General features: G+C 46.9%; 29 protein-coding genes and 1 riboswitch. Of the genes, 5 read left to right on the top strand and 24 right to left on the bottom strand.

The window, feature by feature from the left end; translation table 11 throughout:
• The first annotated feature begins 78 nt into the window (after positions 1 to 78).
• Positions 79 to 1,296: a sugar phosphate nucleotidyltransferase gene (locus FJQ58_RS08815; protein WP_238403918.1), complete on the top strand. Its 1,218-nt coding sequence runs from the start codon at positions 79 to 81 to the stop codon at positions 1,294 to 1,296.
• Between the two features lie 82 nt (positions 1,297 to 1,378).
• Here FJQ58_RS08815 and FJQ58_RS08820 read toward each other — a convergent pair whose 3' ends face one another.
• From FJQ58_RS08820 to FJQ58_RS08840, 5 genes are all read right to left on the bottom strand, one after another.
• On the bottom strand, positions 1,379 to 1,807 hold the full coding sequence (locus FJQ58_RS08820; protein ID WP_139992417.1) for a YtxH domain-containing protein: 429 nt from the start codon (positions 1,805 to 1,807) through the stop codon (positions 1,379 to 1,381).
• A 49-nt stretch (positions 1,808 to 1,856) separates the two neighbouring features.
• Positions 1,857 to 2,333 carry a DUF948 domain-containing protein gene (locus tag FJQ58_RS08825; protein WP_139992419.1) on the bottom strand — a complete coding sequence of 159 codons (477 nt, stop codon included), beginning with the start codon at positions 2,331 to 2,333 and terminating at the stop codon, positions 1,857 to 1,859.
• Positions 2,334 to 2,551: 218 nt separating this feature from the next.
• A complete protein-coding gene (locus tag FJQ58_RS08830) occupies positions 2,552 to 3,208 on the bottom strand; it encodes a helix-turn-helix transcriptional regulator (RefSeq protein WP_238403927.1) in 657 nt (218 codons plus the stop codon).
• A gap of 80 nt (positions 3,209 to 3,288) precedes the next feature.
• Entirely contained in the window at positions 3,289 to 3,708 is a 420-nt protein-coding gene (locus tag FJQ58_RS08835) for a DUF86 domain-containing protein (protein WP_139992421.1), read from the bottom strand.
• A gap of 152 nt (positions 3,709 to 3,860) precedes the next feature.
• Complete coding sequence (locus tag FJQ58_RS08840) at positions 3,861 to 4,148, bottom strand: Dabb family protein (protein WP_139992423.1); 288 nt, start codon at positions 4,146 to 4,148, stop codon at positions 3,861 to 3,863.
• 107 nt (positions 4,149 to 4,255) lie between these two features.
• On the opposite strand from FJQ58_RS08840, the gene FJQ58_RS08845 reads away from it, so the two are divergent.
• Complete coding sequence (locus tag FJQ58_RS08845) at positions 4,256 to 4,522, top strand: hypothetical protein (RefSeq protein ID WP_139992425.1); 267 nt, start codon at positions 4,256 to 4,258, stop codon at positions 4,520 to 4,522.
• A 79-nt stretch (positions 4,523 to 4,601) separates the two neighbouring features.
• On the opposite strand, the gene FJQ58_RS08850 is transcribed toward FJQ58_RS08845, so the two are convergent.
• The 5 genes from FJQ58_RS08850 to FJQ58_RS08870 all read right to left on the bottom strand — a co-directional run bounded on the left by FJQ58_RS08850 (position 4,602) and on the right by FJQ58_RS08870 (position 7,092).
• Entirely contained in the window at positions 4,602 to 4,991 is a 390-nt protein-coding gene (locus FJQ58_RS08850) for a cupredoxin domain-containing protein (protein ID WP_139992427.1), read from the bottom strand.
• 135 nt (positions 4,992 to 5,126) lie between these two features.
• Positions 5,127 to 5,528, bottom strand: a complete 402-nt coding sequence (locus tag FJQ58_RS08855) for a YhjD family protein (RefSeq protein ID WP_139992429.1) — start codon at positions 5,526 to 5,528, stop codon at positions 5,127 to 5,129.
• A gap of 85 nt (positions 5,529 to 5,613) precedes the next feature.
• Positions 5,614 to 6,006 carry a phage holin family protein gene (locus tag FJQ58_RS08860; protein ID WP_139992431.1) on the bottom strand — a complete coding sequence of 131 codons (393 nt, stop codon included), beginning with the start codon at positions 6,004 to 6,006 and terminating at the stop codon, positions 5,614 to 5,616.
• A 139-nt stretch (positions 6,007 to 6,145) separates the two neighbouring features.
• Positions 6,146 to 6,379 (bottom strand): hypothetical protein, encoded by a 234-nt coding sequence (locus FJQ58_RS08865; RefSeq protein ID WP_139992433.1) that lies wholly within the window; start codon positions 6,377 to 6,379, stop codon positions 6,146 to 6,148.
• A 146-nt stretch (positions 6,380 to 6,525) separates the two neighbouring features.
• Entirely contained in the window at positions 6,526 to 7,092 is a 567-nt protein-coding gene (locus FJQ58_RS08870; protein ID WP_139992435.1) for a GNAT family N-acetyltransferase, read from the bottom strand.
• Between the two features lie 230 nt (positions 7,093 to 7,322).
• On the opposite strand from FJQ58_RS08870, the gene FJQ58_RS08875 reads away from it, so the two are divergent.
• Positions 7,323 to 7,994: a class I SAM-dependent methyltransferase gene (locus FJQ58_RS08875; protein WP_139992437.1), complete on the top strand. Its 672-nt coding sequence runs from the start codon at positions 7,323 to 7,325 to the stop codon at positions 7,992 to 7,994.
• 42 nt (positions 7,995 to 8,036) lie between these two features.
• Here the strand turns inward: FJQ58_RS08875 and FJQ58_RS08880 are convergent, their stop codons facing one another.
• On the bottom strand, positions 8,037 to 9,599 hold the full coding sequence (locus FJQ58_RS08880; RefSeq protein WP_139992439.1) for a sensor domain-containing diguanylate cyclase: 1,563 nt from the start codon (positions 9,597 to 9,599) through the stop codon (positions 8,037 to 8,039).
• 80 nt (positions 9,600 to 9,679) lie between these two features.
• Positions 9,680 to 9,985 (bottom strand): ArsR/SmtB family transcription factor, encoded by a 306-nt coding sequence (locus tag FJQ58_RS08885; protein ID WP_139992441.1) that lies wholly within the window; start codon positions 9,983 to 9,985, stop codon positions 9,680 to 9,682.
• 123 nt (positions 9,986 to 10,108) lie between these two features.
• Between FJQ58_RS08885 and FJQ58_RS08890 the strand changes: the two genes are divergently transcribed.
• Positions 10,109 to 11,503 (top strand): MFS transporter, encoded by a 1,395-nt coding sequence (locus FJQ58_RS08890; RefSeq protein ID WP_139992443.1) that lies wholly within the window; start codon positions 10,109 to 10,111, stop codon positions 11,501 to 11,503.
• 4 nt (positions 11,504 to 11,507) lie between these two features.
• Here the strand turns inward: FJQ58_RS08890 and FJQ58_RS08895 are convergent, their stop codons facing one another.
• From FJQ58_RS08895 to FJQ58_RS08940, 10 genes are all read right to left on the bottom strand, one after another.
• A complete protein-coding gene (locus FJQ58_RS08895; RefSeq protein WP_139992445.1) occupies positions 11,508 to 12,173 on the bottom strand; it encodes a DNA alkylation repair protein in 666 nt (221 codons plus the stop codon).
• Between the two features lie 100 nt (positions 12,174 to 12,273).
• Complete coding sequence (locus FJQ58_RS08900; RefSeq protein ID WP_139992447.1) at positions 12,274 to 13,647, bottom strand: hypothetical protein; 1,374 nt, start codon at positions 13,645 to 13,647, stop codon at positions 12,274 to 12,276.
• 128 nt (positions 13,648 to 13,775) lie between these two features.
• A complete protein-coding gene (locus FJQ58_RS08905; protein ID WP_139992449.1) occupies positions 13,776 to 14,381 on the bottom strand; it encodes a DUF2087 domain-containing protein in 606 nt (201 codons plus the stop codon).
• 173 nt (positions 14,382 to 14,554) lie between these two features.
• Complete coding sequence (locus FJQ58_RS08910) at positions 14,555 to 15,037, bottom strand: DMT family transporter (RefSeq protein ID WP_139992451.1); 483 nt, start codon at positions 15,035 to 15,037, stop codon at positions 14,555 to 14,557.
• 20 nt (positions 15,038 to 15,057) lie between these two features.
• Entirely contained in the window at positions 15,058 to 15,756 is a 699-nt protein-coding gene (locus tag FJQ58_RS08915) for a Crp/Fnr family transcriptional regulator (RefSeq protein ID WP_139992453.1), read from the bottom strand.
• Positions 15,757 to 15,786: 30 nt separating this feature from the next.
• Complete coding sequence (locus tag FJQ58_RS08920) at positions 15,787 to 16,212, bottom strand: DMT family transporter (protein ID WP_139992455.1); 426 nt, start codon at positions 16,210 to 16,212, stop codon at positions 15,787 to 15,789.
• A 153-nt stretch (positions 16,213 to 16,365) separates the two neighbouring features.
• Positions 16,366 to 16,767, bottom strand: coding sequence for an NUDIX hydrolase (locus tag FJQ58_RS08925; RefSeq protein WP_139992457.1), 402 nt, complete (start codon positions 16,765 to 16,767; stop codon positions 16,366 to 16,368).
• 61 nt (positions 16,768 to 16,828) lie between these two features.
• The gene (locus tag FJQ58_RS08930) at positions 16,829 to 17,491 is read right to left on the bottom strand and encodes a hypothetical protein (protein WP_139992458.1); all 663 of its coding nucleotides are present in this window, start codon (positions 17,489 to 17,491) and stop codon (positions 16,829 to 16,831) included.
• 441 nt (positions 17,492 to 17,932) lie between these two features.
• Positions 17,933 to 18,427, bottom strand: a complete 495-nt coding sequence (locus FJQ58_RS08935) for a hypothetical protein (protein ID WP_139992460.1) — start codon at positions 18,425 to 18,427, stop codon at positions 17,933 to 17,935.
• Between the two features lie 126 nt (positions 18,428 to 18,553).
• Complete coding sequence (locus tag FJQ58_RS08940) at positions 18,554 to 19,111, bottom strand: SLOG family protein (RefSeq protein ID WP_139992462.1); 558 nt, start codon at positions 19,109 to 19,111, stop codon at positions 18,554 to 18,556.
• A gap of 79 nt (positions 19,112 to 19,190) precedes the next feature.
• A riboswitch (TPP riboswitch) is annotated at positions 19,191 to 19,293 on the top strand.
• A gap of 122 nt (positions 19,294 to 19,415) precedes the next feature.
• Here FJQ58_RS08940 and thiD point away from each other — a divergent pair.
• Positions 19,416 to 20,255, top strand: a complete 840-nt coding sequence (thiD, locus tag FJQ58_RS08945) for a bifunctional hydroxymethylpyrimidine kinase/phosphomethylpyrimidine kinase (protein ID WP_139992464.1) — start codon at positions 19,416 to 19,418, stop codon at positions 20,253 to 20,255.
• Positions 20,256 to 20,351: 96 nt separating this feature from the next.
• Here the strand turns inward: thiD and FJQ58_RS08950 are convergent, their stop codons facing one another.
• Positions 20,352 to 21,845, bottom strand: coding sequence for a serine hydrolase domain-containing protein (locus FJQ58_RS08950; RefSeq protein WP_139992465.1), 1,494 nt, complete (start codon positions 21,843 to 21,845; stop codon positions 20,352 to 20,354).
• Positions 21,846 to 22,064: 219 nt separating this feature from the next.
• On the bottom strand, positions 22,065 to 22,562 hold the full coding sequence (queF, locus tag FJQ58_RS08955; protein WP_139992586.1) for a preQ(1) synthase: 498 nt from the start codon (positions 22,560 to 22,562) through the stop codon (positions 22,065 to 22,067).
• Positions 22,563 to 22,564 lie beyond the last annotated feature (2 nt).

A 22,564-nucleotide genomic window follows, 5' to 3' on the forward strand; every position in this document is an offset into this window, starting at 1 on the left:
CTGCGATAGTAGGTTAAACACTCAGTACAATGTTGTTCGCAATCACAACCAAACTTATCCGGACAGGGGGAAATTAAATTGAAAAGTCATATTGAATGTTTAGCCATGTTGTTAGCGGGTGGAGAAGGACGACGTTTGGCTCCGCTTACGGGCCAATTTGCCAAGCCGGTCGTTCCGTTCGGCGACCGTTACCGGATGATTGATTTCCCGCTAAACAACTGTTTAAATTCCAATATTAACACGATCGGCGTGCTAACGCAGTATTGCGCTGATACGGTTCATAAATATGTAAGGCATTCGAGTCGCGACTCGCAAGGAAGAGAAACGCTTAAAGACGTTTCCTTTCTCCCTTCTTCCCGCAAAGCGTTAGAGGGTTATAGCGGAACCGCAGACGCAATTTTTCAAAACATAGACTATATTGACAAGCATAATCCTGAGCATGTCCTCATACTCTCCGGAGATCATATCTACGAAATGGATTATAAGCCAATGCTTGATTTCCATAAAGATCGCGATGCGGCCATTACGATAGCCGTCAAGCAAGTGCCATGGCGGGAAGCCAGCCGTTTCGGCATCCTCTCTGTGGACGAGCAGTACCATGTTAGCTCCTTCCACGAGAAGCCTGCAGAGCCCCAAAGCAACCTTGCGTCTATGGGCATCTACTTATTCCGCTGGAAAGATTTAAAGAGCTTTCTGCTTGAGGATGCGGCAAATTCTCACTCCACCCATGATTTCGGCAAAGACATCATTCCGGCGATTCTTTCTTCCCAAGCCCAGATGGTCGCTTATCCTTACCAAGGCTACTGGCGAGATGTGGGCACGATCGATAGCCTGTGGGAAGCAAATATGGATTTGCTCGATGGCGAATTCAAACTTAAAGACAAAAGAGCTACAGCCATTTCTAACAACCAAAGCGTTTATCAGCCTTCGGTTGGGTCTGGCGCTATCATTTCCGAATCCCTTCTTCATCCAAAATGCATGATTCAAGCTGAAGTGACACGCTCAGTCATCTGCGCAGGCGTTACGATCGGACAGGACACCGAAATTTGCGAGAGCATTATTATGCCAGGCGCCCGAATCGGAAAAAACGTGACTATCCACCGGGCTATTATTGGTGAAGGAGCCGTCATCCAGGATGGAGCTTTTGTCGGTAAGCTCAATGATCAAATTGCTGTTGTGGGACCTGGCGAAACGATTCCCACACCATCCGTCGCTATTAGTGATTATAACATGGAGCCTCTCTCCAGCTTGCTGCATACGACTGCGGCACGTGCGCACAGCAATGTTCTGAGCTAATGGTATTCCCACTTAAAAAGGCAAACGGCCTTGAGCACATGCTCATGCCGTTTGCCTTTCATTTTGCTAGCGAATTATTTTGTTAATTAATCGATTGAAGCTCCTTCGATACCGCAGCTTCAGCCTCACCGGCTTCAACATTGTCAATCGCACTTATTTCCTCATCTTCGCCTATTTCCTTATCCAATATGAAATCAGCAACCGCTTCTGTTTCTTCGGTGCCTTTGCTGCGCGATCTCACGCTGGTTACCACGTTCGTAGCCGCTTGTTTGGTGCGATCGGCAAGCTGCACCGCTTGATCGCCAATCTGTCTGGCAATCCGTCCGGTTGTATCCGTTACTTGGCCTGCTACTCTCGCTGTTGTGTCACTTACCTTCTGTGCGCCTGCTGAAATGTCCTGACGCAGCTCTTTGCCCGGCTTCGGCGCAAGCAGCAGTGCCGTTACCGATCCAACTACACCTCCAGCTATTGCACCAAGCAAAAATCCTTTTGTTTGTTTACGTGTTGACATGTCAATTTCTCCTTTCATGGATAGCGTGCTCTTCGTCTTGACGGTTGATTTAGGTATCCGATTCGAATCCGGGTTTCTGTTCATTTGCTGAGGGCGCTGCTGACTTTCGGCTAGTTTGCCACAGCTGCCACGCTGCCATTCCGAGTTCTGCCCACTCCAGCGCTTCACCGACCTGCCGCTTGGTTTCATGCCGCTTGGCATGCTCCTCTGCCGATTCTGACAATACAGATGTTATACGTTCAGCTGCCGAGGTCGTATGGGCAATCGCCCCTCCGACCTGCCCTACCGCTTCAAATAGCTTGCTCGCAGCCTGCAGCTGCCGATGAGCCTCGCGTATCGTTTCCTCTGTTGGTTGGACGAGCCCGCCAATCTCGGCGGTAAGCTTATGCAAATCCGACTGCATGGCTTCAGCCATCGCCTGCATTTGCCCGAGCTTTCTTAAAGCGGCTCGTAGTATGAAGAGTATGCCCCCCACCAGAATGACAAATGCACCCGCAGCAATTGCCGCGCTCCAAGTTATGACCATCCCCGTATCCCTCCTCCTCCATCCATTGCACAGCCAAACGCAATATGCTTCTAGACGAATGCCCACTTGCGTAATGACAGTATAATCAGCATGGGCTTGGCATGACACAGCAAAGCCAAAAAAAAACTATTCCGGAATTTTTTCGATCAACAAAAAAAAGGCTGTTTGCCAATCTTCTCAGATTCGCAAAACAGCCTTCTAATGGGCATTTCGTATGGTCAGCCGATATGGTAACTGCACTTTCCGCCACCCTTTGCCAAACATTCCGTTCTCTCGACCGGCACGTCAAGCAAAGATCGGAATAGGGACAGCTCACACCTGCAGGCTTCCTGGTACACGCCGGCAACCTGAGCAATCGGACAGTTATATTCATACAGCATATAGCTGCCATCTTGTTGTTTGTTCACTTCCGCCATATAACCGCCGGCGTTTTGGATAGCAGCCAGCTCGCTCACCTTCTGCTCCAAGCTTTTGCCAGTCATGCGGGGCTCGTACCGGTCTAGCAGCTTTTTCTTTCGGCCTTCAAAGATCCGATCAATTAGCGCTGCAGTATCCGGGTCATCCGCCAGCTCATCCAGCAAGTCCAAAGCGAGCAAATGATAATTTTTCGGAAACAGCTCATCTGCCTCAGCCGTGAGCTCATAGGCATGGAGAGGCCGACCCATCGCTTGGCGTACCGAAACAATGGTTACGCTGCCTTCGCTTTCAAGCGCATAAATATGCCGCCTGATCGCCATCTCCGTTAACCCGAGCTCGTTCGCCAATTCGGTTGCGTTCATTCTGCCGCCAGTCTTCAGCAGCAGCAGTATGCGCTCACGCGTGGAGCCGTCTCTTTGCATTGCTGCCGTCATGCCTGCGGCACTTACTGTTTTCATCCGCTTCAACCCTTCACCACCTCTGCAGGCTTGATAGCGTCATTGTAACGTATTTTGATTATTTCGTAAATCAAGCCTAGCTACAGCTCACGATCCAAATACTCCTCAACCGATCTCTTGAAGATAGGCAATAATGAAGCCATCGTCTTCGAGAGAGGATGAAGCTCCGATCGCTGCCATACGTAATAATCCTGAACGAGCGGCTTACGCAGCTTGACCAATTCCGTCAACGTCCTTTGCATGTCAGCAGGAAACGCCCCTGCCTCGCCCGTAATGTCGATGATATCCTCATAACTGCTTGCATCCCGCAAAATAAATCCATCGATCAGGAAGCTCCCGATGTCCGTTACCGTTTCAATGGCAAGGTGCAGTGCTCTCTCCTGCGCCAAGCCCTCCAGCACCGTGCCCTGCCAATCCGCCGCAAGCTTGTCCAGCGCTGCTGTAATTTCAGCGATCGAATCCAGCCGCACGGCAATTTGTTCGCGATTCACATAATACATCCATCAGTCGCCCGCTTTCAGCCTTGCTTCTTTTTTTTCGACTTTCGTTTCAACCATGCTACCATAATGATGCTGCTAAAAATAATAACCAGCAAATAGGTCATTATTTCATAAACGTCCCTCATATCGCTCATAAACCGTTAACCTGCCTCTCAGCTTTCAAAATCAACGCTGACAGAAGCTTCACGAACCTGCATCATATGCTCGATAACCTTCTTGTGCACAGGATGTATTTGATAAACCTCCAGCGCTTCCATTGAATCAAATTTTGTGATGAGCGCGATATCGTACGAACGCTCTGAATGCAGAACGTCAATGCCTACTTCAATCGACTTCAAAACCTCAATTTTGCCTTCCATATCTCTAAGCACCTGTGCCGTGCGGGCTACGCTCTCTTTACTGCCGTCCTTCAATTTAAAAAATACAATATGAGTTAACATTCCTTGTTCCTCCTCTAATGTTATCGCATGAATTTCGTCCGTTTGTCACATAATAACCTATGCAGTCGCATTACGGCAATCTTTAACGCGAAGGAGATCGGTACGTTATGCGCTATCCGGTTACAATTGTTGCAACTTTGATTGGACTTGCTATTTGCTTGTTTAATTACACGGGTTATGACCCGCATAATTTCGTTTTTTTCATGTTAAGCATTCCTGCTTGGGTCGTTGATTTATTTGTTGATATCCATGAGGTCAGCGTGCTGCTTATGTATGTGCTCACCGTTCTAACTTGGGCGCTGCTAGGCTTCGTTGCCGATGTGCTCATTTCGCGCGGCCGCGAGAGCGAGCGTCATCGCCGTTCAGCTAGGTAACATGAATTCAACAAAAAGGAGCCTTTCGGCTCCTTTTTCTTTTCACTTCACAGTTCATGCCGTGATTAACTTGCTGCCGTTAGGCTGCTTCAACAATCAATGTTGAATGCATCGTTGTATGGCCTTGACCGCATGGAATCGAGCAATAGATCTTGTACGTGCCTGGCTCTGTGAATTCAAGATCCGTTTCCGGGTGGTCGTTATCCAAAACTACTTTCAGCTCATCAATATGTAGCCCATGAATACCGCTTTTATTGGAAAGCTTCAGCCTTACTTTGTCTCCAACTTTAACTTTGTACTCTTCTTGATCAAATACGAAATCATTGGATGCAACTACTTTGAGCAAACTCATGCCTTCAGGCAACGAGGCTGACTCGTCAACTGGCTTAGCAGGCAAGGCGAATGTGAGCAAATATAAGCCCAGCAACGACGCCGCTGCAAATAAAGTAAACATAATCCACTTGTGCATTGCTATGTGCTCCCCTTTGCGATCATAATGTCTACCTCTTATATTACATAAGATCGTCCGAAGTTCTCAACCTTAAACTACACAAAGCAGAAAAGTTTTTTCGTTATTTTGACAAAACCATGAACAAATTTGAAATTAGCTGGACAAATACTGTTTTAACACTTGCTCGGATTCCGCTTTGACGAAGCCCCACAGCATAAAAAACTGATGATGGTACCCGCGGCAAACATATTGGGCGTGCAAGCCGTCCTTTTCCCGCTTCTCCTCATACACTTTAATGCCCATATCGCGAAATCGCCTTCTGATCGCAGCAAGCTCAAGCAACACGCGGTCCTGCATGCCGCGCAGCATGGATTCATAGAACCTCGGCAGCTTTATGGCTGAAGTCCCGATGACGCGAATATCATGATCTAAAATGCGCATCACAATGCCAAGCAGCACATACCGCTTCACCAGCTCTAGCTCTTCCTCGGTCTGGATCGGCGGATGCAAGGCTGTTCTCCTGCTTCCTACGGAAGCTTCCTCATTAGCGGCCATTGCCACCCCTCCACATAAGAACATATGTTCTTATTATAGCGAGTGGCGATCATTTTATGCAAGCCAATCCGCTTTTATCCAACAATTACCGCTTATCCTTAAGCACCTCAATCATTTTGCGAACCCGGTCCGGGAGCGGCAGCCCCATTCGTCCATAATTTTCTGTAATCGAAATAAGCTCATTGGCGATGTAAAAGTAGATGGCCGCCCCCATCGTCACATTGGGAAGCTCAAGCAAAATATCAATGCGATGAGCCAGCAAAATAACGAGCAGCATCAGCCCTTTCCGAGCCAAGCCCCACGCTCCGAACGCGCTATTCAGCCCCTTTCCTTCTTTTAAAGATGCCGTAACGCCTGTAACATAATCGATTCCCATCGCGACAACAAGCAAGGTAAGGGACTCCACCCAACTGCCAAAAGCAAACGTAATAACCAAACCCAGCAATCCGCTTATCGAGCAAACCCACACTAACGGCATGGCCTTTGCCTCCTCTACCTATCGTTTCCTATACTATATGCATGGATAGAGAAGGTTGTCCGTTCTCTCGCACACTCGCGGATACAATATTGAAAGAGTACACGGCTGCAGCCGCCCTGATCAAGAGATTCAAAGAAAGCTAGACCACTGTCGCGCAGGGCAATGTCCCCATATAAATGCAAAAGGAACCATCGCTGTAATTCGCGTGATTCCTTCGGTGTTTCTTATTCAGCTTTGTTTGTTTCTCTTGCAGCGTAGGAGTGCGTTTAATCGTTGGATGGATTCCCTGCCAGCTTCCCCGCAGCACATCCGGCGTCATGCGCCCCTGCTGGGCCAGCTTCTGCCTGGCTTTCTTCGCCTTGCTCATGGACATGATTTTGTCCTCCTTAAAGTTTTGTGTAGCAAAACTTACTTCGTAAGCGTTCGCTTCGTTTTGTGCAGCAAAACTTACTTCGTAAGCATTCGCTTCTCTTATTATACGCGGTTTATGTCTTTTGCGAAAGATATTCTGGCCTGCCATTAATAAGAGAACTGCTTCCGCAGCATATAAAAGATCATAAGCTCGATATGCTGCCCTTTCTCAAATTCATACTCCCGAAGCTCATTCTCAAGCTTGAAGCCAAGCTTCGTAAGCAGCCCAATCGATGCCGCATTAGCCGTATCAACCTTCGCTTCAATGCGCTGCAGTCCCATGTCCCGGAAAGCAAACGCCAATATTGGCCTTGCAACCTCGCTCATAACGCCTCTGCGCCAGTAACTAGGGGATAGATCATAGCCAATTTCGGTAAGAGCGTACTCTTTCAAGTAGTGCAGGAAACCGCAGGTTCCAATAACCTTGCCTGTGCGCTTCTCCTCGATAAGCCAGCGAATGCCTACCTGCTGAGCGAATATTTCCCAGTGCCAGTTCATTTCGTGCCATGCCTCTTCCTCAGCGGCAAATGGCAATAACGGGGTATAGCGCACGACCTCCTCGCTGGAATATAGCTCGTATAAATCGCGGATATCCCGCTCTTCCGTCTTTCGTAAAATAAACCGTTCCGTCTCCATCCTAGGAAACGTTTGAAACAAATACGATGGTACAGACATCCACCCAGCCCCTTTGCTTAATCCAAACACCGGTTTGCTTCATTCGTCATCCTTGTCTCCGGTTTTGCCTCTGTATGGTCATCATAACTTACCACATATTCCTAACAAATAGTATCGATTCGGAAACGGCTCAAAACACACATATTATTCTATTGCAACAAATAAGCTTGTAAAATGAGCTTCGTGTTGACGCGCGATGTACAATTGCATCCCCGGGAGGAGAATTGCCTATGACAAATCCGAATGTGAACAGCCTTGAAGAAGCTCGCTTCTTTACTAGTTCAGACGCAAGGACAGATACGCTGATTTATCCCTTGCCCGCAACCTGGTGGAGCCGTCCCTATGAATATGAATGGTGCAGGACGCTAATTGACCCTGGCGATATTGCGCTGGATGCTGCTTGCGGAATTTCTCACCCCTTAAAGTTTTATTTAGGCGCAGTCTGCCATGAGACGCACGCTTGCGATTTCGATGCCCGGATCAACTCATGGACCACGATTGAACAAGAAATTATCCAAGATGTCGGCCCGCAAGCGCTTCATTCGATCGTTGCCCATCCGGGATGGTCAAGAGTTCAGTATGCCGAGGCCAGCATAACGGATCTCCCTTACGAGGACAATTATTTTGATATTATTTTCTGCATATCTGTTCTGGAACACTTGCGGCATGTCGATCAGGATCTCAGTCTCAAGGAATTCGCCAGAACGGTCAAGCCTGGAGGCAGAATCGCACTCACCTTCGACTATCCTACCGTTGACTTGGAGCAGTTGACACGCGCGGTGGAATCGGCTGGCCTAACCTTTGCCAATGAATTTGCGCTTACTCCCCCTCCGGATGCCATACAATCCGACTTGTGGGGAAAACTGTTTTGTTTTCGAGCTTTGCTAAGAAAACCGCTTTAGCCTTAATATTAATAATTGATCCAAAAAACAGGACAGCCGCATTTATGGCTGTCCTGTTTTATTTGCTTGATATGCCGTTGTGCGGTTTCTGCCGTCCGCTTTCGATTGGTATAAGGCGATGTCCGCCATCTCGATCAGTTCTTTGGCACTCACGTCTTTTCCATCTTTGCAAGAGATTCCGATAGACACGAAGATCGGATTTCCCGTCGGGCTCGCTTCAGCAGCGACTGCTTCACGCAAACGCTCAGCCATCTGCACAGCTGTTTGAACATTCCCGAATTTCACTAGTATGCCAAACTCTTCTCCACCATAGCGGAAGCACAAATCATTGCTTCTAGAGAAGGCCTTCATGACAGAAGCTATGCCGGTCAAAACCTCATCGCCGATAAGATGGCCGTACTGGTCGTTAATTTTTTTGAAATGATCAATATCGAGCAATATAAGCGCAAACGGAATATCGTCTGCCAACCACTCCTGAATCGTCAGATCAAACGTTTTTCGGTTCGCAAGGCCAGTTAGGCCGTCCAAGCGAATCTCTTTGTTCAACAAAGCGAGATGATTGTTAATGCTCTGGTTAAGCTGCCTAACTTCATAAATGTAGGAGCTTGCTTTTGGCATTTTCGAGTAGGCTGCCCCCGTGGATAAGATCGCCTCCTCGGAAAAAGCCGCCAATTCAAACAAAGGTTTGGAGATCAAATAAGAGACGCGCCATGCCACCAATAAAATGATGACAAAGATCGGGAAGGATTTCAGCACAATGTCCCAGATGAGCTTTCTCAGAGGTTTATCTACAATAGACGTTGGGGTTTGCGCCACGATTGCCCACCCTGTCATCGGCTCAATCGCATAACCTGCAAAATAAGAGCCCCCTTGCGAATTAATAATCTCTTGGGCTCCGCTAAGCCCTGATATGGCTTTATTGATAACCTCATTAGTCGTAATGGATTCATTTAATCTTGCTTTATCTGGATGAAAAATAAGATGCCCATACTTATCAGCTACATAAACGTAAGAGCCATTGCCGTAAAAATGCTCACTGAGCAATTTATTAAGTGCATTGCTGTCGTCCAAGTAGATGGTACCGGCAGCAAAACCTTCGTATTCTCCCGCTTCATTAAATATAGGCGACGAAATCAGAACTAAAAGATGATGCGTCATCGCACCTACGTAAGGCTCCGAAATTAAGGTTCGCTTCTGTTGGACCGCTTGGAAGGAAGCTACGGAGGATAAAACCATCCCGATCTCGATACCTTTGCTATTGAAGCTGGTGGCCTTTACTGTGCGATCAGCGTCCACGAGCAGAATGGAATTAAAATATTGCTCATTCGCCGCATACCAAATATCCAGTTCCTTTTGCGATATAGTTTGTTTGCTGGCCATCGATGCAACGGCTTCAATATTATTGCGCATAATTTGCAATAATTCGCTCGTATTGGACGCCAGCTTCTTGGCATACTGAGAATTGCTTTCCAAATATCCGGCCGTCAAGGAGGCTTTATTAGCCGACAATGCAAAATAACCGCCGATAACGGCGGTTAAAAGAACAGAGCCAATGACTAATAGCCCTAATACAAATCGAAGCTTCAACCCTTTGCGTGTACGCACAGATGTTCCTTCTCTCGTTGCCAAAGTACTGCTTTATTTTAGCGTAAATGGAAGAGAAAATAAATAGCCGTTCTTTTCCATTATAAAGAAGCAGAGCGGACAATCGCATCCAGCAGTCCTGGGAAACGCAGATTTAGGTCATCAGAGCGCAGCGTCAAAAAATGCTGAGTGCCCTGTTTGCGCACATTCAGCACCCCTGCCTCACGCAAGGTGCGAACATGGTGAGTCATCGTAGATTTCACTACGGGGAATTCAAAGTGGCCGCAAGCCTGCTCGCCGCTGTGTGCAATAGCAGTGACCACGCTTAGCCGAATTGGATCGCTTAACGCATATAGCACGGAAGTAAGCTCAATATCATCGCGATTGGGATGGAATAAAATTTTCAAACGCATTCGCTCCTCTCTCGTCATGCACTCATTGCATTATAACACAAGTCATGCTATATTTTCATAGTACGATGATTATCGTACTTTAGAAACGTAAACTTCACCATTCGATTAGGAGGTTCCATGAGAAACGCTGCTGCTTTAACTGCCCCACTGATTACCAACGGAGACGATCGTCCTGCCTTTCGAGATGGAATCGTCATTCCTTTATTAGGGCTAACCGTCATTATTGTCATAATGAATACGATGATGTTCAACCTTGCGCTGCCTCAAGTCACGGCGGAATTTATGCTTTCCTCCTCGGCGGCGTCGTGGATCATCACCGGTTATTCCATCATTTTTGCCATCTCATCCATTACTTATAGCCGTTTATCCGACTTCGTTCCCATCCGGCTGCTGCTCACGATTGGACTGATTGCCATGGGCGGAGCATCGGTGCTTGGATTTTTCAGCCATCATTATATGCTCCTCCTGGTTGCAAGGCTGATTCAAGCCTCGGGCGCGGGGTCCGTACTGAGCTTGACGATCGTGCTGATTACAAGATTTATTCCGCTTGCAAGACGGGGCAAGTCCATGGCGCTTATTACCTCCGCCGCTTCGCTTGGCCTCGGGCTTGGCCCTGTGGTTGGCGGCGCCATTACCCAATATCTCGGCTGGAATGAACTGTTTATCGTCACCGGCATATCACTGCTTCTTATTCCGGTGTTTTATCGCCTGCTGCCTGACGAAACCTCGAATAAAGGGTCCTTCGACGTCTTGGGCGCGGCACTGGTCGGAATCGGCTCGACAGGTGTGCTGCTCTACATTACGAATCATTTTTGGATCGCTTTAATTGGCGGGATTACTGCGCTGGTGCTCTTTTGGATTCGCATCAACCGCGCTTCTAATCCGTTTGTTCAGCCTTCCTTGTTCCGCAACAAACGGTATATACGCCTCATTACGCTCGGCATCGTTTCTTATATCAACAATTTTGCAACGCTGTTCCTGCTGCCGCAGGTGCTCATTCATTTATTTGAGCTAACTCCTGGCCAAGCTGGCCTAATCATTTTCCCTGGAGCGCTCGTGGCCATGCTGGCTTCCAAGCGCATCGGCAAAATCATTGACCGTCGCGGGAACAGCTTGCTGCTTCGCATAACGCCGTGGCCTTTGCTCATCGCAGCCATTTCGTTCGCTTTATTCGCGGATCGCTCCATTTATATGATCATGGCGATCTACATTCTCATGAGCGTAGGCTTCTCTGCTTTGAATTCGAGCGTTTCCAACGAGCTATCGAGAATTTTGCCCGGCGAGCACGTCGGTGCAGGCATGGGCTTGTTCCAATTGTCTCAATTCATCAGCGGAGCTTTCAGCGTTGCCATTAGCGGCATCGTACTCACCGCCCAGAGCTCGCTTCCCCTCGGACGCGCATTCTCTAATATTTTCTGGGGCATGGCCGTTATTGCCGGATTTGCCATTATCGCGTCCTGGCTTTATTATGTGTCCTCCAGACAGCCCGCTCCGAATCAAAGCCAGCCATAAACGATCATTTATGCTTAAGCGCCTCCTTCTTGCTTAACGGCGAGAGCGGCGTTTCCATCACAAACCGATGCACACCGGCTGCATCGGTTTTGGCATATTCCCGCAGCGCCCAACCGATCGCCTTCCGTATAAAAAATTCATTTTCCTCTTTGGTGAGCTCAATGTAATGGAACAAACGCTCCTTGTCGGTCGCATGCTTATATTTGAGCTGAAACAACAGTGCAGCGCGCCGCAGCCATAAGTGCTCGGATACGATCCAACGCTCCGTATACGCAGCTATTAGTTCCGGGTATTTGGAGAGGTGGTAACCAATTAGATTCGCCGCTATAAAATCAACGGAATCCCACCATGAATGGGTCGTAATCCAGCGCTCCAGCCTGTCGATATGAGGCTCCGAGGCTTCTTTTCCGTATTTCTCCATTAGTCCCATCGCCACATAATGGAATTCACGCTCATTCAGCTGCCACAGCTGCTCTGCGGTACGAAGCAGTAAGTCTCCCTTCGGCTTATCGTTTTCCTTCCAAAAATCACGAAGCAGCTGTGTTCGTTCCGGCATCTTAATGCCCAAGAATATAAAATGGCCGCGCATATAGGCTTCCATCGGCAAAGCGGTTTCGGGATTGGCATTTTTCCGAAAAAGAGCTTCGAGCCCGTCTGCTATTGTTGTCATACCAGCGACCTCCTTTCCTTGAACGATAACATAAAGAAGCTCCAGCCATCAATGACGGCCAGAGCTTCTTCTTATCTTGCATTCAGGTATGGTGTTCTAATTAAAGCGATTCACCGTGCAAATAACGGAAGAACGGTTTATCCACCCAGAATTGAGTCGGAGTTATAGTCGCATTAGGATCGATCGCTTTCAGGCCTGCAACTACTTTTTCGGAATTTTCATTCAGCGAAAATGGATTTACGGTATAAGGGCTGTCTGGATCGGTAATAAAGTTGTTTGTAATGATTTCATAATCCGCAAGCTTAGTTTGTGAATAATAAAGCGGCTGCCACCAAGAGGAAGCAATCAGGCCGGTTTGACCATCTTCATTTTTCTTAGCATATTTGTTAATGATATCGTTAAATGCTGCTTTATCAGACGCATTGGCGAATTCAAATTCCAAATCGTATTCTTTGTCGTAGTTAATGTAGTTGCCATTTTCGATCTTAACTACATTTGGTCCTGGCGTGCCCCACTCTGCCAAAAAGATAAATGCAGATGTTTTTGGCTCGAACTGTACTTTAGCGTTAATGCCTTCACTGCGAAGCAAGCCAATAAGCTGAATCGCATGCTTGAAATTGGAATGTCCATAGATTAGCGACAGCTCATCAATAAAGTTCGCGTTGAAACGGGAATCCTTGATATTGTAGCCCGTAATCAGATCTTGCTTCAAAGCCGTATTCACCAGCTCTTGAAGCTTCGGCGCATTGATAATATCCGAAGTCTCATATGCCGTGCTAAGCTTTGCAAAGATATCGGCATCGTTGATGTAACCAAGGTATTGCTTATACAAGCCCTTCGTGATCAACACTTTACCAAGCAAGGTGTGAATCAATTGGTCGCTTGCAGCTGCTTTTGGTTTAAAGCTAGCATACAGGTCAGAGGTCAGCAAACCATTGTCAACCGCAACGGCCACCTCTTGTGCCCCTTTAGTACCAAGCACGCTGCTTGCTACATTCAGCTTGGCAAGAGCCTTATTAACTTTAGCCGCAGGGTACGTATAAGCCAGCTCCTTCAGGTCCGCTGCTCTTACCGCGATTGCAACCGCTACGGATGTAGTCAGCACCTGCTCGCCTTGAATGGATGGCCCGGACAAAATGCCCTTTTCATACAAAGCTGCCGCCGAAGCAAACAACTCATCGCCTGACTTCAAGTCGGAGAAAACAACTTCTTTGCCCGAAGCTTTATAACCAAGCGCATCCGCTACCGCTTTAATGAAATCGCCTTTTGTTACTGTGCCAGAGAGGCTAACATCAAATTTCTCTTTCAAAAATTGCTTGTACTGCGGAACGCCATCCTCCTGTGATGTCGTTGCCGTTACGGCTGCTGTTGTTACAGCTGTTGCAGCAAAAGCTGTCGATTGCGTAAATAGAACTGAAAATGACAAGAGGAGTGCTGCTAGCAATTTGGTGTAATTAGCCTGTGTTTTTCTCATGTACATGACCTCCATTATGATTTATAATTCCGACGTGTTTAATCGGGAATATGTAATGGTTCATAGTATACCAACAGAAAAACACAGGTGTCAACGAATATATTTTTTTGAAACCTATTACCTATCAATTAAGCTAAAGTCTCCCATTTCGCCCATAATTCCCGTGGATTCAGCTCATAAATATCAGCTTCCCTGAACATGAATTGATGCATAATGAACTCCCGTCTGATCGTGGCAAAGTCATCATGAAAATCTTTAATGAACGTGTTGATTTCTTTCTCCGAATATTTCTGTCCAAGGGCCAGCTTCGATATCATATGCTCTAGCACGATCAATTTTTTCTTAAGCTGGGCAGGCATATGCTTCAGCCTTCCATCTGCTGTAAAAAAATTTCTCACGACGGTTTCCTTTAAACGAATACGTTCTTCCTCCACCTTCTCCACCCTCTCTTCTTCACCTTTATTGCGGTAAATCAGCTGTTCCGCAGCGCTAGCATTGCTCTTTATAAAATAATGATTCAGCGAAAAATAAATCGTGTTTTTCTCCCTGCGCTCGTTAATTAAGCTTGCTTCCCGCAGCTTAGTCGCATGATGAGTTATCGTAGCGGGCGTCACCCCGAGCTTCTCGGCAAGTACCTGGCCATTCTGCTCTCCCTCTGCCAATAAAATCAGCAGCTTGATTCTCGTTGCGTCCGCCAGCGCTTTGTGATATGCCACAACTTTGTCTAATTGCATGAAAGGCCTCCTCCATTCGATTTAATATATATCTAATTAGATGATCATTAAATAAGATGATAATGGATCACCTATCTTTTGTCAATTGGAACAACGCCCGCTCATTACAAAAAAAAACCGGCCTGATGGCCGATTTTCGAATGCTAGAGAAACTCACGAGTTTTCGAGTTTCTTTAAGCGTTATAGTCAAGCTTCATCTGCATTTTTTTCTGCTTCTTGGTTTCCCCGCTTAATTTAAAGACGAAAATGCCGCCAACGATAACCAGCACACCAATCAGCTTGTTTAGCGTAAACGGAATTTGCTCCAGACCCAGCCAGCCAAGCGAATCCCACAATAAAGCAAAGAAAAGCTCTGAGGTCAGAACAATGGAAACCGCATAGGTCGGGTCAAGCCTTCGGTAGCTCTGCACTAAGCAAACGACCACGCCAACGCCGAGGCAGCCACTGCCCCAATACCAAGGCTGCATATTTTGCAGAACGAACATTTGCTTTCCTTCAAAGATAAGTCCCATCGCCATAGATGCCGCAAACCCCATGCCTAAAACTAACGTCGTCGTCGTCCAAGAGCCTGCTTTTTCATTCACTTTGTTGTTAAAAATATTTTGCATGCCGACCAAAGCGCCCGCGCTTAGAGCCAGTATTAACGCTAAAATCATCGATTGCAGCCTCCAATCCTCTATTCGTACATATTTTCCCCGGCCAGCGTGCTAAGCCCGTTCCTGTCCTTCACGATAATCAATTCCCGGTTCCGCTCGATCAGGCCTTCCGCGCAAAACTTTTGCAAAACGCGATTGATATGCCTATAGCTCGTTCCAATTAGGTTGGCCGCGTCCTTTAAGCCCGAAGCACGGAGATGGCCTTTGAACATGGCATCTGTCTCATCGAAGGAAACCGACAGCAAATAGCTAGCCAGCCGTACCTCGACCGGATGCATCAAATTAAAGCTCATCGAGTGGGATTTAATAAAAAACTTTTGCGTGATGATTTCCAGCAAAAATTGCAAAAACGGGGCATGGTCACTGCTGTGCTTCTTCAGCTCGCGATAGGGAACGCCAATCATCGTAACAGCGGATACCGCTTCTACCGTATTAATGATGTCGATGCTGCGAATATATTCAATGTCGCCGATCACTTCAAGCGGCGTTTTAAAGGAAATAACGAGTGTTCTCCCCTCAGCCGAAGTCGTATAAATTTTAATCTTCCCCTTAACCAGCACATACAAATACTGCGAAGGCTCTCCTTGGGTACAGATCGGCTCACCCTGCTCAAAGCGGTATAGCGACAAATAAGGTTTAATGGAATCGTTAAATACCGCTTCCAGCTGAAGTTCTTGAAGATATCGATCAATTTTGTCGCTATCCTGCTTTTCTTTCATATCCCTGCCTCGCTTTCGTCGTATTACGCGTCAAAACTTCAGGATGATTACACCTGCCACCATCATGCCTATTCCGATAAATTGCGGCAGCTTCATTTTCTTCTTTACGACGCCAAACCAGCCGTTGCTGTCAACGAGGAAAGTCATGCAAAGCTGGGCAATCAACACAGCCGATATCGTAAAAGTGGCACCCATCCGGTGTATCGCCGTCACATTGTTGAATATAATAATTGCCGCAAGCGCGCCTGCCATAAGATAAATCGGCTTGACCCTTTTAACCCCCTGCCAGCTGCCGTCACGTACGAAGAACAGCACCGCTAAAGCAATAAGAAATCCGGTCAATTGCGTAAGCGCCGCCGCTTGCCACGTACCGATATCCTGGCTGATCCGAGAATTGGCTACCCCTTGTAAAGTAATAAAAGCTCCGCCAAAAAGAGCAAACACGATTCCACGCATACGTTTCTTCCCCTCTATGAAGTCTTATCCATTATTAAACAATAGATGCAGCCTGCAAGGAAAGGACCGATGTCCCAAGATCGAAATATTACACTCAAAAAGATAAAAAGCCTGTCCCAAGCGCTAAAATAGGCTTGAAACAGGCTTGTGCCGCTATAAAAGCAAATCCAGCTTATGTAATCGATCCCAAATGAGCTGGCTGACTTGCGAGACGCGTTCGCGGTCACGATAGGACAGCCAAGCCAATTCCTCGATCTCCGAGGAAACGTTTAGCTCTCCTTCAAAATCCGCAAAGTAGCAAGCCATTTTGACCATAACGCCTTCTTCTTTGCCATCGGCCTTCGCTTCAAAATCCCCAAAATGAGTGATCGTTTCGGGCTTGATCCGAACGGTTAACTCCTCTTCCACCTCACGAATAAGGGTATCGTGGTCCGTCTCCCCCGGGTCCCTTTTGCCGCCTGGAATATAATATAATTCCTTCCCTTTGGAGCGCGCGGCTAATACTCGTCCATCCACCATATGGATCCATGCGATTTTATCAATGATTGTTTTCATTTTGCTCTCCTTCCTCTGCCTTGACCGCAGCTTTGCCTGTGCAAACTAATCAATAGCTGCCTCACTCTTTAATACCTACAAGCCCTACTCCAACCTTCTGGACTTTGCCCAGCTCTAGAGGATCAAGAGACCATTCCCTCGCGATTAGCAGCACATGCTCTTCATCAGGCAGCATCTGCATATCGTCTTCCTGCTCCGTGAAGTACAAATCATGCTTTGTCTCCTCTGCTGTCAGCTCTCCATGATTAAATAATGTTTCTCCTCTTTCCCCTAGATAACCATATGCCCTGGTCAATCTCCCGTGCCTAGCTCTCGCCCAAGCGTGATACGATACAACTCTATGAGTTCCAAAATAATAGGCTTCTTCAAAAACGACACTTAAATCAGTTACCGTTTGCAGCGGTCCCGACTCCAACTGATCCGTGGCATCAGGCATTAAAGCATTGACTACAAAGGTCCAGCCTTCCACTGGTGGGCTAACAAAATAATATCCCTCATACGCTCCTGCAATCCCCGTTGCCCAGTTAGCCGCTTGAATGTCAACAAGCTTAAGCGCCTTCGCCACGGCTTCCGTATCTGCGGTTTTCACCGTCAACCACTGGCATTTATAACCGAAGGAGTGCGGAGTACCAGGCACATTGCTGAAAGTCAGTGCTGGTGGTGTTCTCTTGCTTTGTGGAGATTTCTTGAGCAAACGCTTTATGAAAGATAGCAGATACGACAAGCAGGGCTTCCTCCTTTTAAACTAAGATTGATATATTTCCTTATTATGAAAAGCTTTTTGCAATGATATAAATAGGCTCATCATCTACATACATAAGTAATCTCATCGTTACGAAATGTCTCTTCCGGTCCATAAATCATATATTCTCTTTTATTATATTTAAATAAATATGGATGATCATCTATCAAATGAAAATACCCGAATGCAAGAATAAATCTAATTCTTTGGTCTAGCACAGAACCACACATTTGATTTGCCATTGACCATAAATCCCCACTCTACTTCCAAATTCCTCTTTATATAGCGAAACAGTTAAGTACAGACTATCTTCAATATATTCTGCTTTATCCACGCAAAAATAACATTCGGGCGTATCTTTACTCATCTCTTCTATTTTGTTACACACCACGATTGCAGAATGATTTCAAATACCACTCAGAATCATTGAATCTTAATATAAGTTTCAAATGGCATTTCACCTACTCTTGTTAAAACCCGCTCCCTATACTGTTCTTCCCAGAGATGCTTCTGTTGCAATCCACCTATTGTAATTCCTAAATATTGTGGATCTACAAATAAATCTTCACCATTCGTTAGTTTAATCAGCAGAACATCGCTTATGATTCCTTCATCTATTACTTCCAGGTTATAGAAAACTACACTTTCCACAGTATGATTAGCCATAGGATTCATAAAAACAATTTGACCAACTTTTACTTTCCCGGAAGGAACATTTTCAAATCCAAAGTCCGTTCTTAGACGTTCAACAATTGTAATTCTTAGTCGACCAAAGCTGTCTATGGCCTCAATTTCAAGAAATTGTTTTCCAAACTCAAAATACATAAACATATCACTAGCTACAAATTCAGCAGTATCGTTTTCAATATCTACAATGCCAATTAAATATATTTCTTCAAACAAATAATCTTTCATCATTTTTATTATCTTCTCCACATTATCTCTACCTTTCATTTTACATGGTAATCCGTATTCTTCACGTTTAGTGAACTAATGCCAGCTTACTCCACAGCAAAAACTAGCAATAAAATTAACGATTACATGCTAATAATCCGAATACAAATGATCATCATCCGCAATGCTCTGAATATCCTCCGAGCTGATGCTAATGTATTCATAGTCGCCTGCCTGCTGCTTCTTGAGAGCTTTTTGCTTAAAAAACTTGGGGCTTCCTTCTCCCGCATCCTCGTCGTAGACGAGCAATATGCCATCCGTCTTGCGGAACAGCAGCTCGTCCCGTGCCGTAAGCTGCCAAATGCCGTCATACGGCTGGTTGCTGACAGAGGCGTAATAATCGACCCCCTTTAATACCTGATGATAAAAATCCTTTTTATCATCCTTCCATTTCTCCTCCTGGTTGCTGTAGGCCGTAATGATAGAAAGCTTCAGCTGCGGATATCGTTCCTTTAGTTCAATAACCACCTCGCATGCCCATAGATCGACGCCGTATTGCCCCGGTGTAATCACCCATTCCAATCCGTTGTCAATGAGCGGGATAAGCTTAGCAGTTAACGCTTTTTTTATATAAACGATACCTTTGTGCTTCTGGCTGAATATATTGAGCTCATGCGCACGGTAGCCGCTAACGAGTAAGTTTTTCATCGATTCCACGCCTTTTCCGATAATTATGGTTTACATCTCTCCAGTGTATGCTATAGTAGAAAAAATACAAACTGAATATTGATTTCACTAGGGGAGCTTAACGGCTGAGATGGGGCAAATGCTTCGGACCCTTGGAACCTGATCTGGATCATTCCAGCGGAGGGAAGTGGAGCAGGACCCTACACACGCGCAAGCTTGGCTGGACATACGACCCGCTCATTTCCCACCGGAAATGAGCGGTTTTTTTATTTTTTCAATGAGGTTACAGCCTATGGGCGCATTCACATGATTGGGGGATAAGAAATTGACAAAGACGTTCAAAGCATTAACGATAGCAGGGTCGGACAGCGGCGGCGGCGCAGGTATTCAAGCAGACTTAAAAACATTTCAGGAACTCGGCGCTTATGGCATGTCGGTAATAACGGCAGTGACCGCGCAAAATACGCTTGGCGTTCATGGCGTCTATCCGATGGAAGCCGCAGCGATTCAAGGGCAGCTGGATGCGATCGGGGAAGATTTGGAACCGGATGCGCTGAAGACGGGGATGCTCTTTAGTTCGGAAATTATTGAGCTTGTCGCTGCCAAAATCAAGCAGTACCAATGGCGGAATCTAATTATTGACCCGGTCATGGTTGCCAAGGGCGGCTCCCCCCTCCTTCAGCAGGAAGCGATTCAATCGCTTGTGAAGCACTTGCTGCCGCTTGCACTGGTCACGACTCCAAATATCCCAGAGGCCGAGCTGCTTGCCCGCATGCCGATTCGCAACCTCCAAGATCGCGAAGAAGCGGCAAAGCGGTTGTATCAAATGGGCTCGCGTTATATTGTAATCAAAGGCGGCCACACCAAGGAAAACGAGCAGCTTGTCGATCTGATTTATGATGGACAGACCTTTGAATACTTGGAGAGCAAACGAATCATCACTCCCCATACCCATGGCACCGGCTGCACCTTCTCCGCGGCGGCAACCGCTGAAATCGCGCAAGGCAAATCCGTTCGCGCGGCAATCCAGACAGCCAAAGCCTTCATACAAGCAGCGATCGAAGATCAGCTTGGCATTGGCGGAGGACATGGACCCACGAATCATTTTGCCTATCAGCACCGGGTGCGAGAAGGACTTCTGCATCCGAATTTTAGAACGTCATAGGATGAACCAGGAAAACAAGGCTGCCTCCTCGCACATCAAACCTGCGCGGAAGACAGCCTCATCCTGTGGCGAATTGAATCTTTACATTACACTAGCTTACGGCCTGCTCATGCTCATGCTCTTGAATAGCAAAATCAACCTCACCATTCCATACGCAAGAAGCACGATAGAAGCCATATATAACAAATGGGTCATGCCCGGCATAAACGCAAGCAGCAGCTTCCAAGGCGCATCCATCCACAGCGGCAAAGCGAACAAAACCGCAAGCGGAATAAGAAGGTGAAAGAGCATGATCGAGATAGCATGCCGTGCGATAAACGGCCGATTCGGGCGATAAATCTTATTCCATGCCGCCGATACATAGATGGAACGGATGATAAACAGCACGATGGCTACCGCTGCGGCTCGCATAACCCAATGTACGATCCCCATCGAAGGCAAATCAGCCGGCGATGGCTTCTCTCCCGCCAAGATCTGCCGAATCCCCTCCGTCATCATTTCTGCAGCAGACACTAAAGGATCATTCGCGTTCAGCAGAAGCACGATGCCCGTTTCACCCTCGATGAACAAATTCGATTGAAAATTTTCTACGCTGCCTTGATGATAAACCGCCCCGTTTTGGCTCATCCAGCCCATTCCATACAGGCCGCCCTCTTCCATTCGAGCGCCTTGCTCGCCATGCATAAGCGCTACGCTTTCCCCAGAAACCAACTGTTTGCCCTCATACACCCCATTATTCAACTGGGCTACTAAATAATGGCTCATATCCTCTGCGCTTGATTGAATATACCCTGATGGAACATTAGCCGCCCTCTCCTTCGGGCTTGTCGCAAATAACCAGCCGAATATCGGTTGGTGCCCCTCTGATAAACCCAGCTTTAATGATTCGGAATAAGAAGTCGTCGTCTGCCCCATGCCAAGCGGTTCGAAAATTTGTCTTTTCACATATTCCCCATACGATTGACCGGATACCTTCTGAACTAAGGCACCAAGAACGTCATAGTTCATGTTGGAGTATTCAAACTGGCTTCCTGCCGGCCCGCTCAGCTTCGCCTCCTGCTTCGCAGCCGGATACTGCGCAAGCGTCAGCTCATGCGAAGGCAGATCCTTGCCCGCAAAGGCCGATATGCCGCTAGTTTGGTTCAACAATTGTCGCACCGTGATCTCCGAAGACGCCTGCTCATCTGCGACTCTGAAACTCGGCAAATACTGCTGAACGGGAGCGTCCAGCCCAACCTTTCCCGCTTCTACCAGCTGCATGACTGCCATCGCCGTAAATGATTTGCTCGTTGATCCGAGTATGAATGGCGTTTGCGGCGTGATGGCCGTATTCTTGGAATCGGCCGTTCCGTATCCTTTTATGTATAATGGCGCATCCTTCTGAACGATGCCTAGCGCAGCACCCGGAATATCAAGCGCCTCCATAGCGGTCTCCATATAGCTATCCAGTTCGGCATATGCCGATTCTCCGCCTTCTTGCGCAGCGTAAGCTCTCTCCGGCGTTACCCCGTAGCTAGTTAGCGCCGCCGCTATCGTGTAGAGCAATACCGACATACACAACGCATTTCGAAAAATAGATTGTCCGCTCATCTGTACACCTACTCTTTATCTTTGATAAAAATAAGTATAGGCGATTTGCTTCCCGTTGAAATGGACTCCGGGCATGACGGCTTACTGGACTTTAGGCTGGCTTGAACGTAGTCCCTTATCGCAGAATTTGCGAATTCGTTCAGCAAGAGAACGCTTTGAACCCCTGGATTTCTATAAAAAAAGAACATCCCGCCAGAGATGTTCCTTTTTTGCATACACCTATCGATTATCTACTTTTTCTGGATAAAGATCATGATTCATCAAGCGATGCTCCGCCATTTGCTCGTATTTTGTTCCCGGTTGTCCCCAGTTGCAGTAAGGGTCGATGGAGATTCCGCCACGCGGAGTGAACTTACCCCATACCTCGATATATCGAGGGTTCATCAAGGCAATTAAATCATTCATGATGATGTTCATGCAGTCCTCGTGAAAATCGCCGTGATTGCGGAAGCTGAACAAATACAGCTTGAGTGACTTGCTTTCTACCATTTTTTGATCCGGGATATACGAAATATAGATCGTTGCAAAATCAGGCTGTCCCGTCATCGGGCATAGGCTTGTAAATTCGGGGCAATTGAATTTAACAAAATAGTCCCGGTTCGGATGCTTGTTATCGAAGGCCTCCAAAATTTCCGGTGAATAATTGAATAAATATTGTGTCCCCTGATTGCCAAGCAGCGTTACACCGCTTAGCTCCTCCTTGCTTCTTCCTTCCATGT

Source organism: Paenibacillus paridis (assembly GCF_006345825.1).
Classification (GTDB): domain Bacteria; phylum Bacillota; class Bacilli; order Paenibacillales; family Paenibacillaceae; genus Pristimantibacillus; species Pristimantibacillus paridis.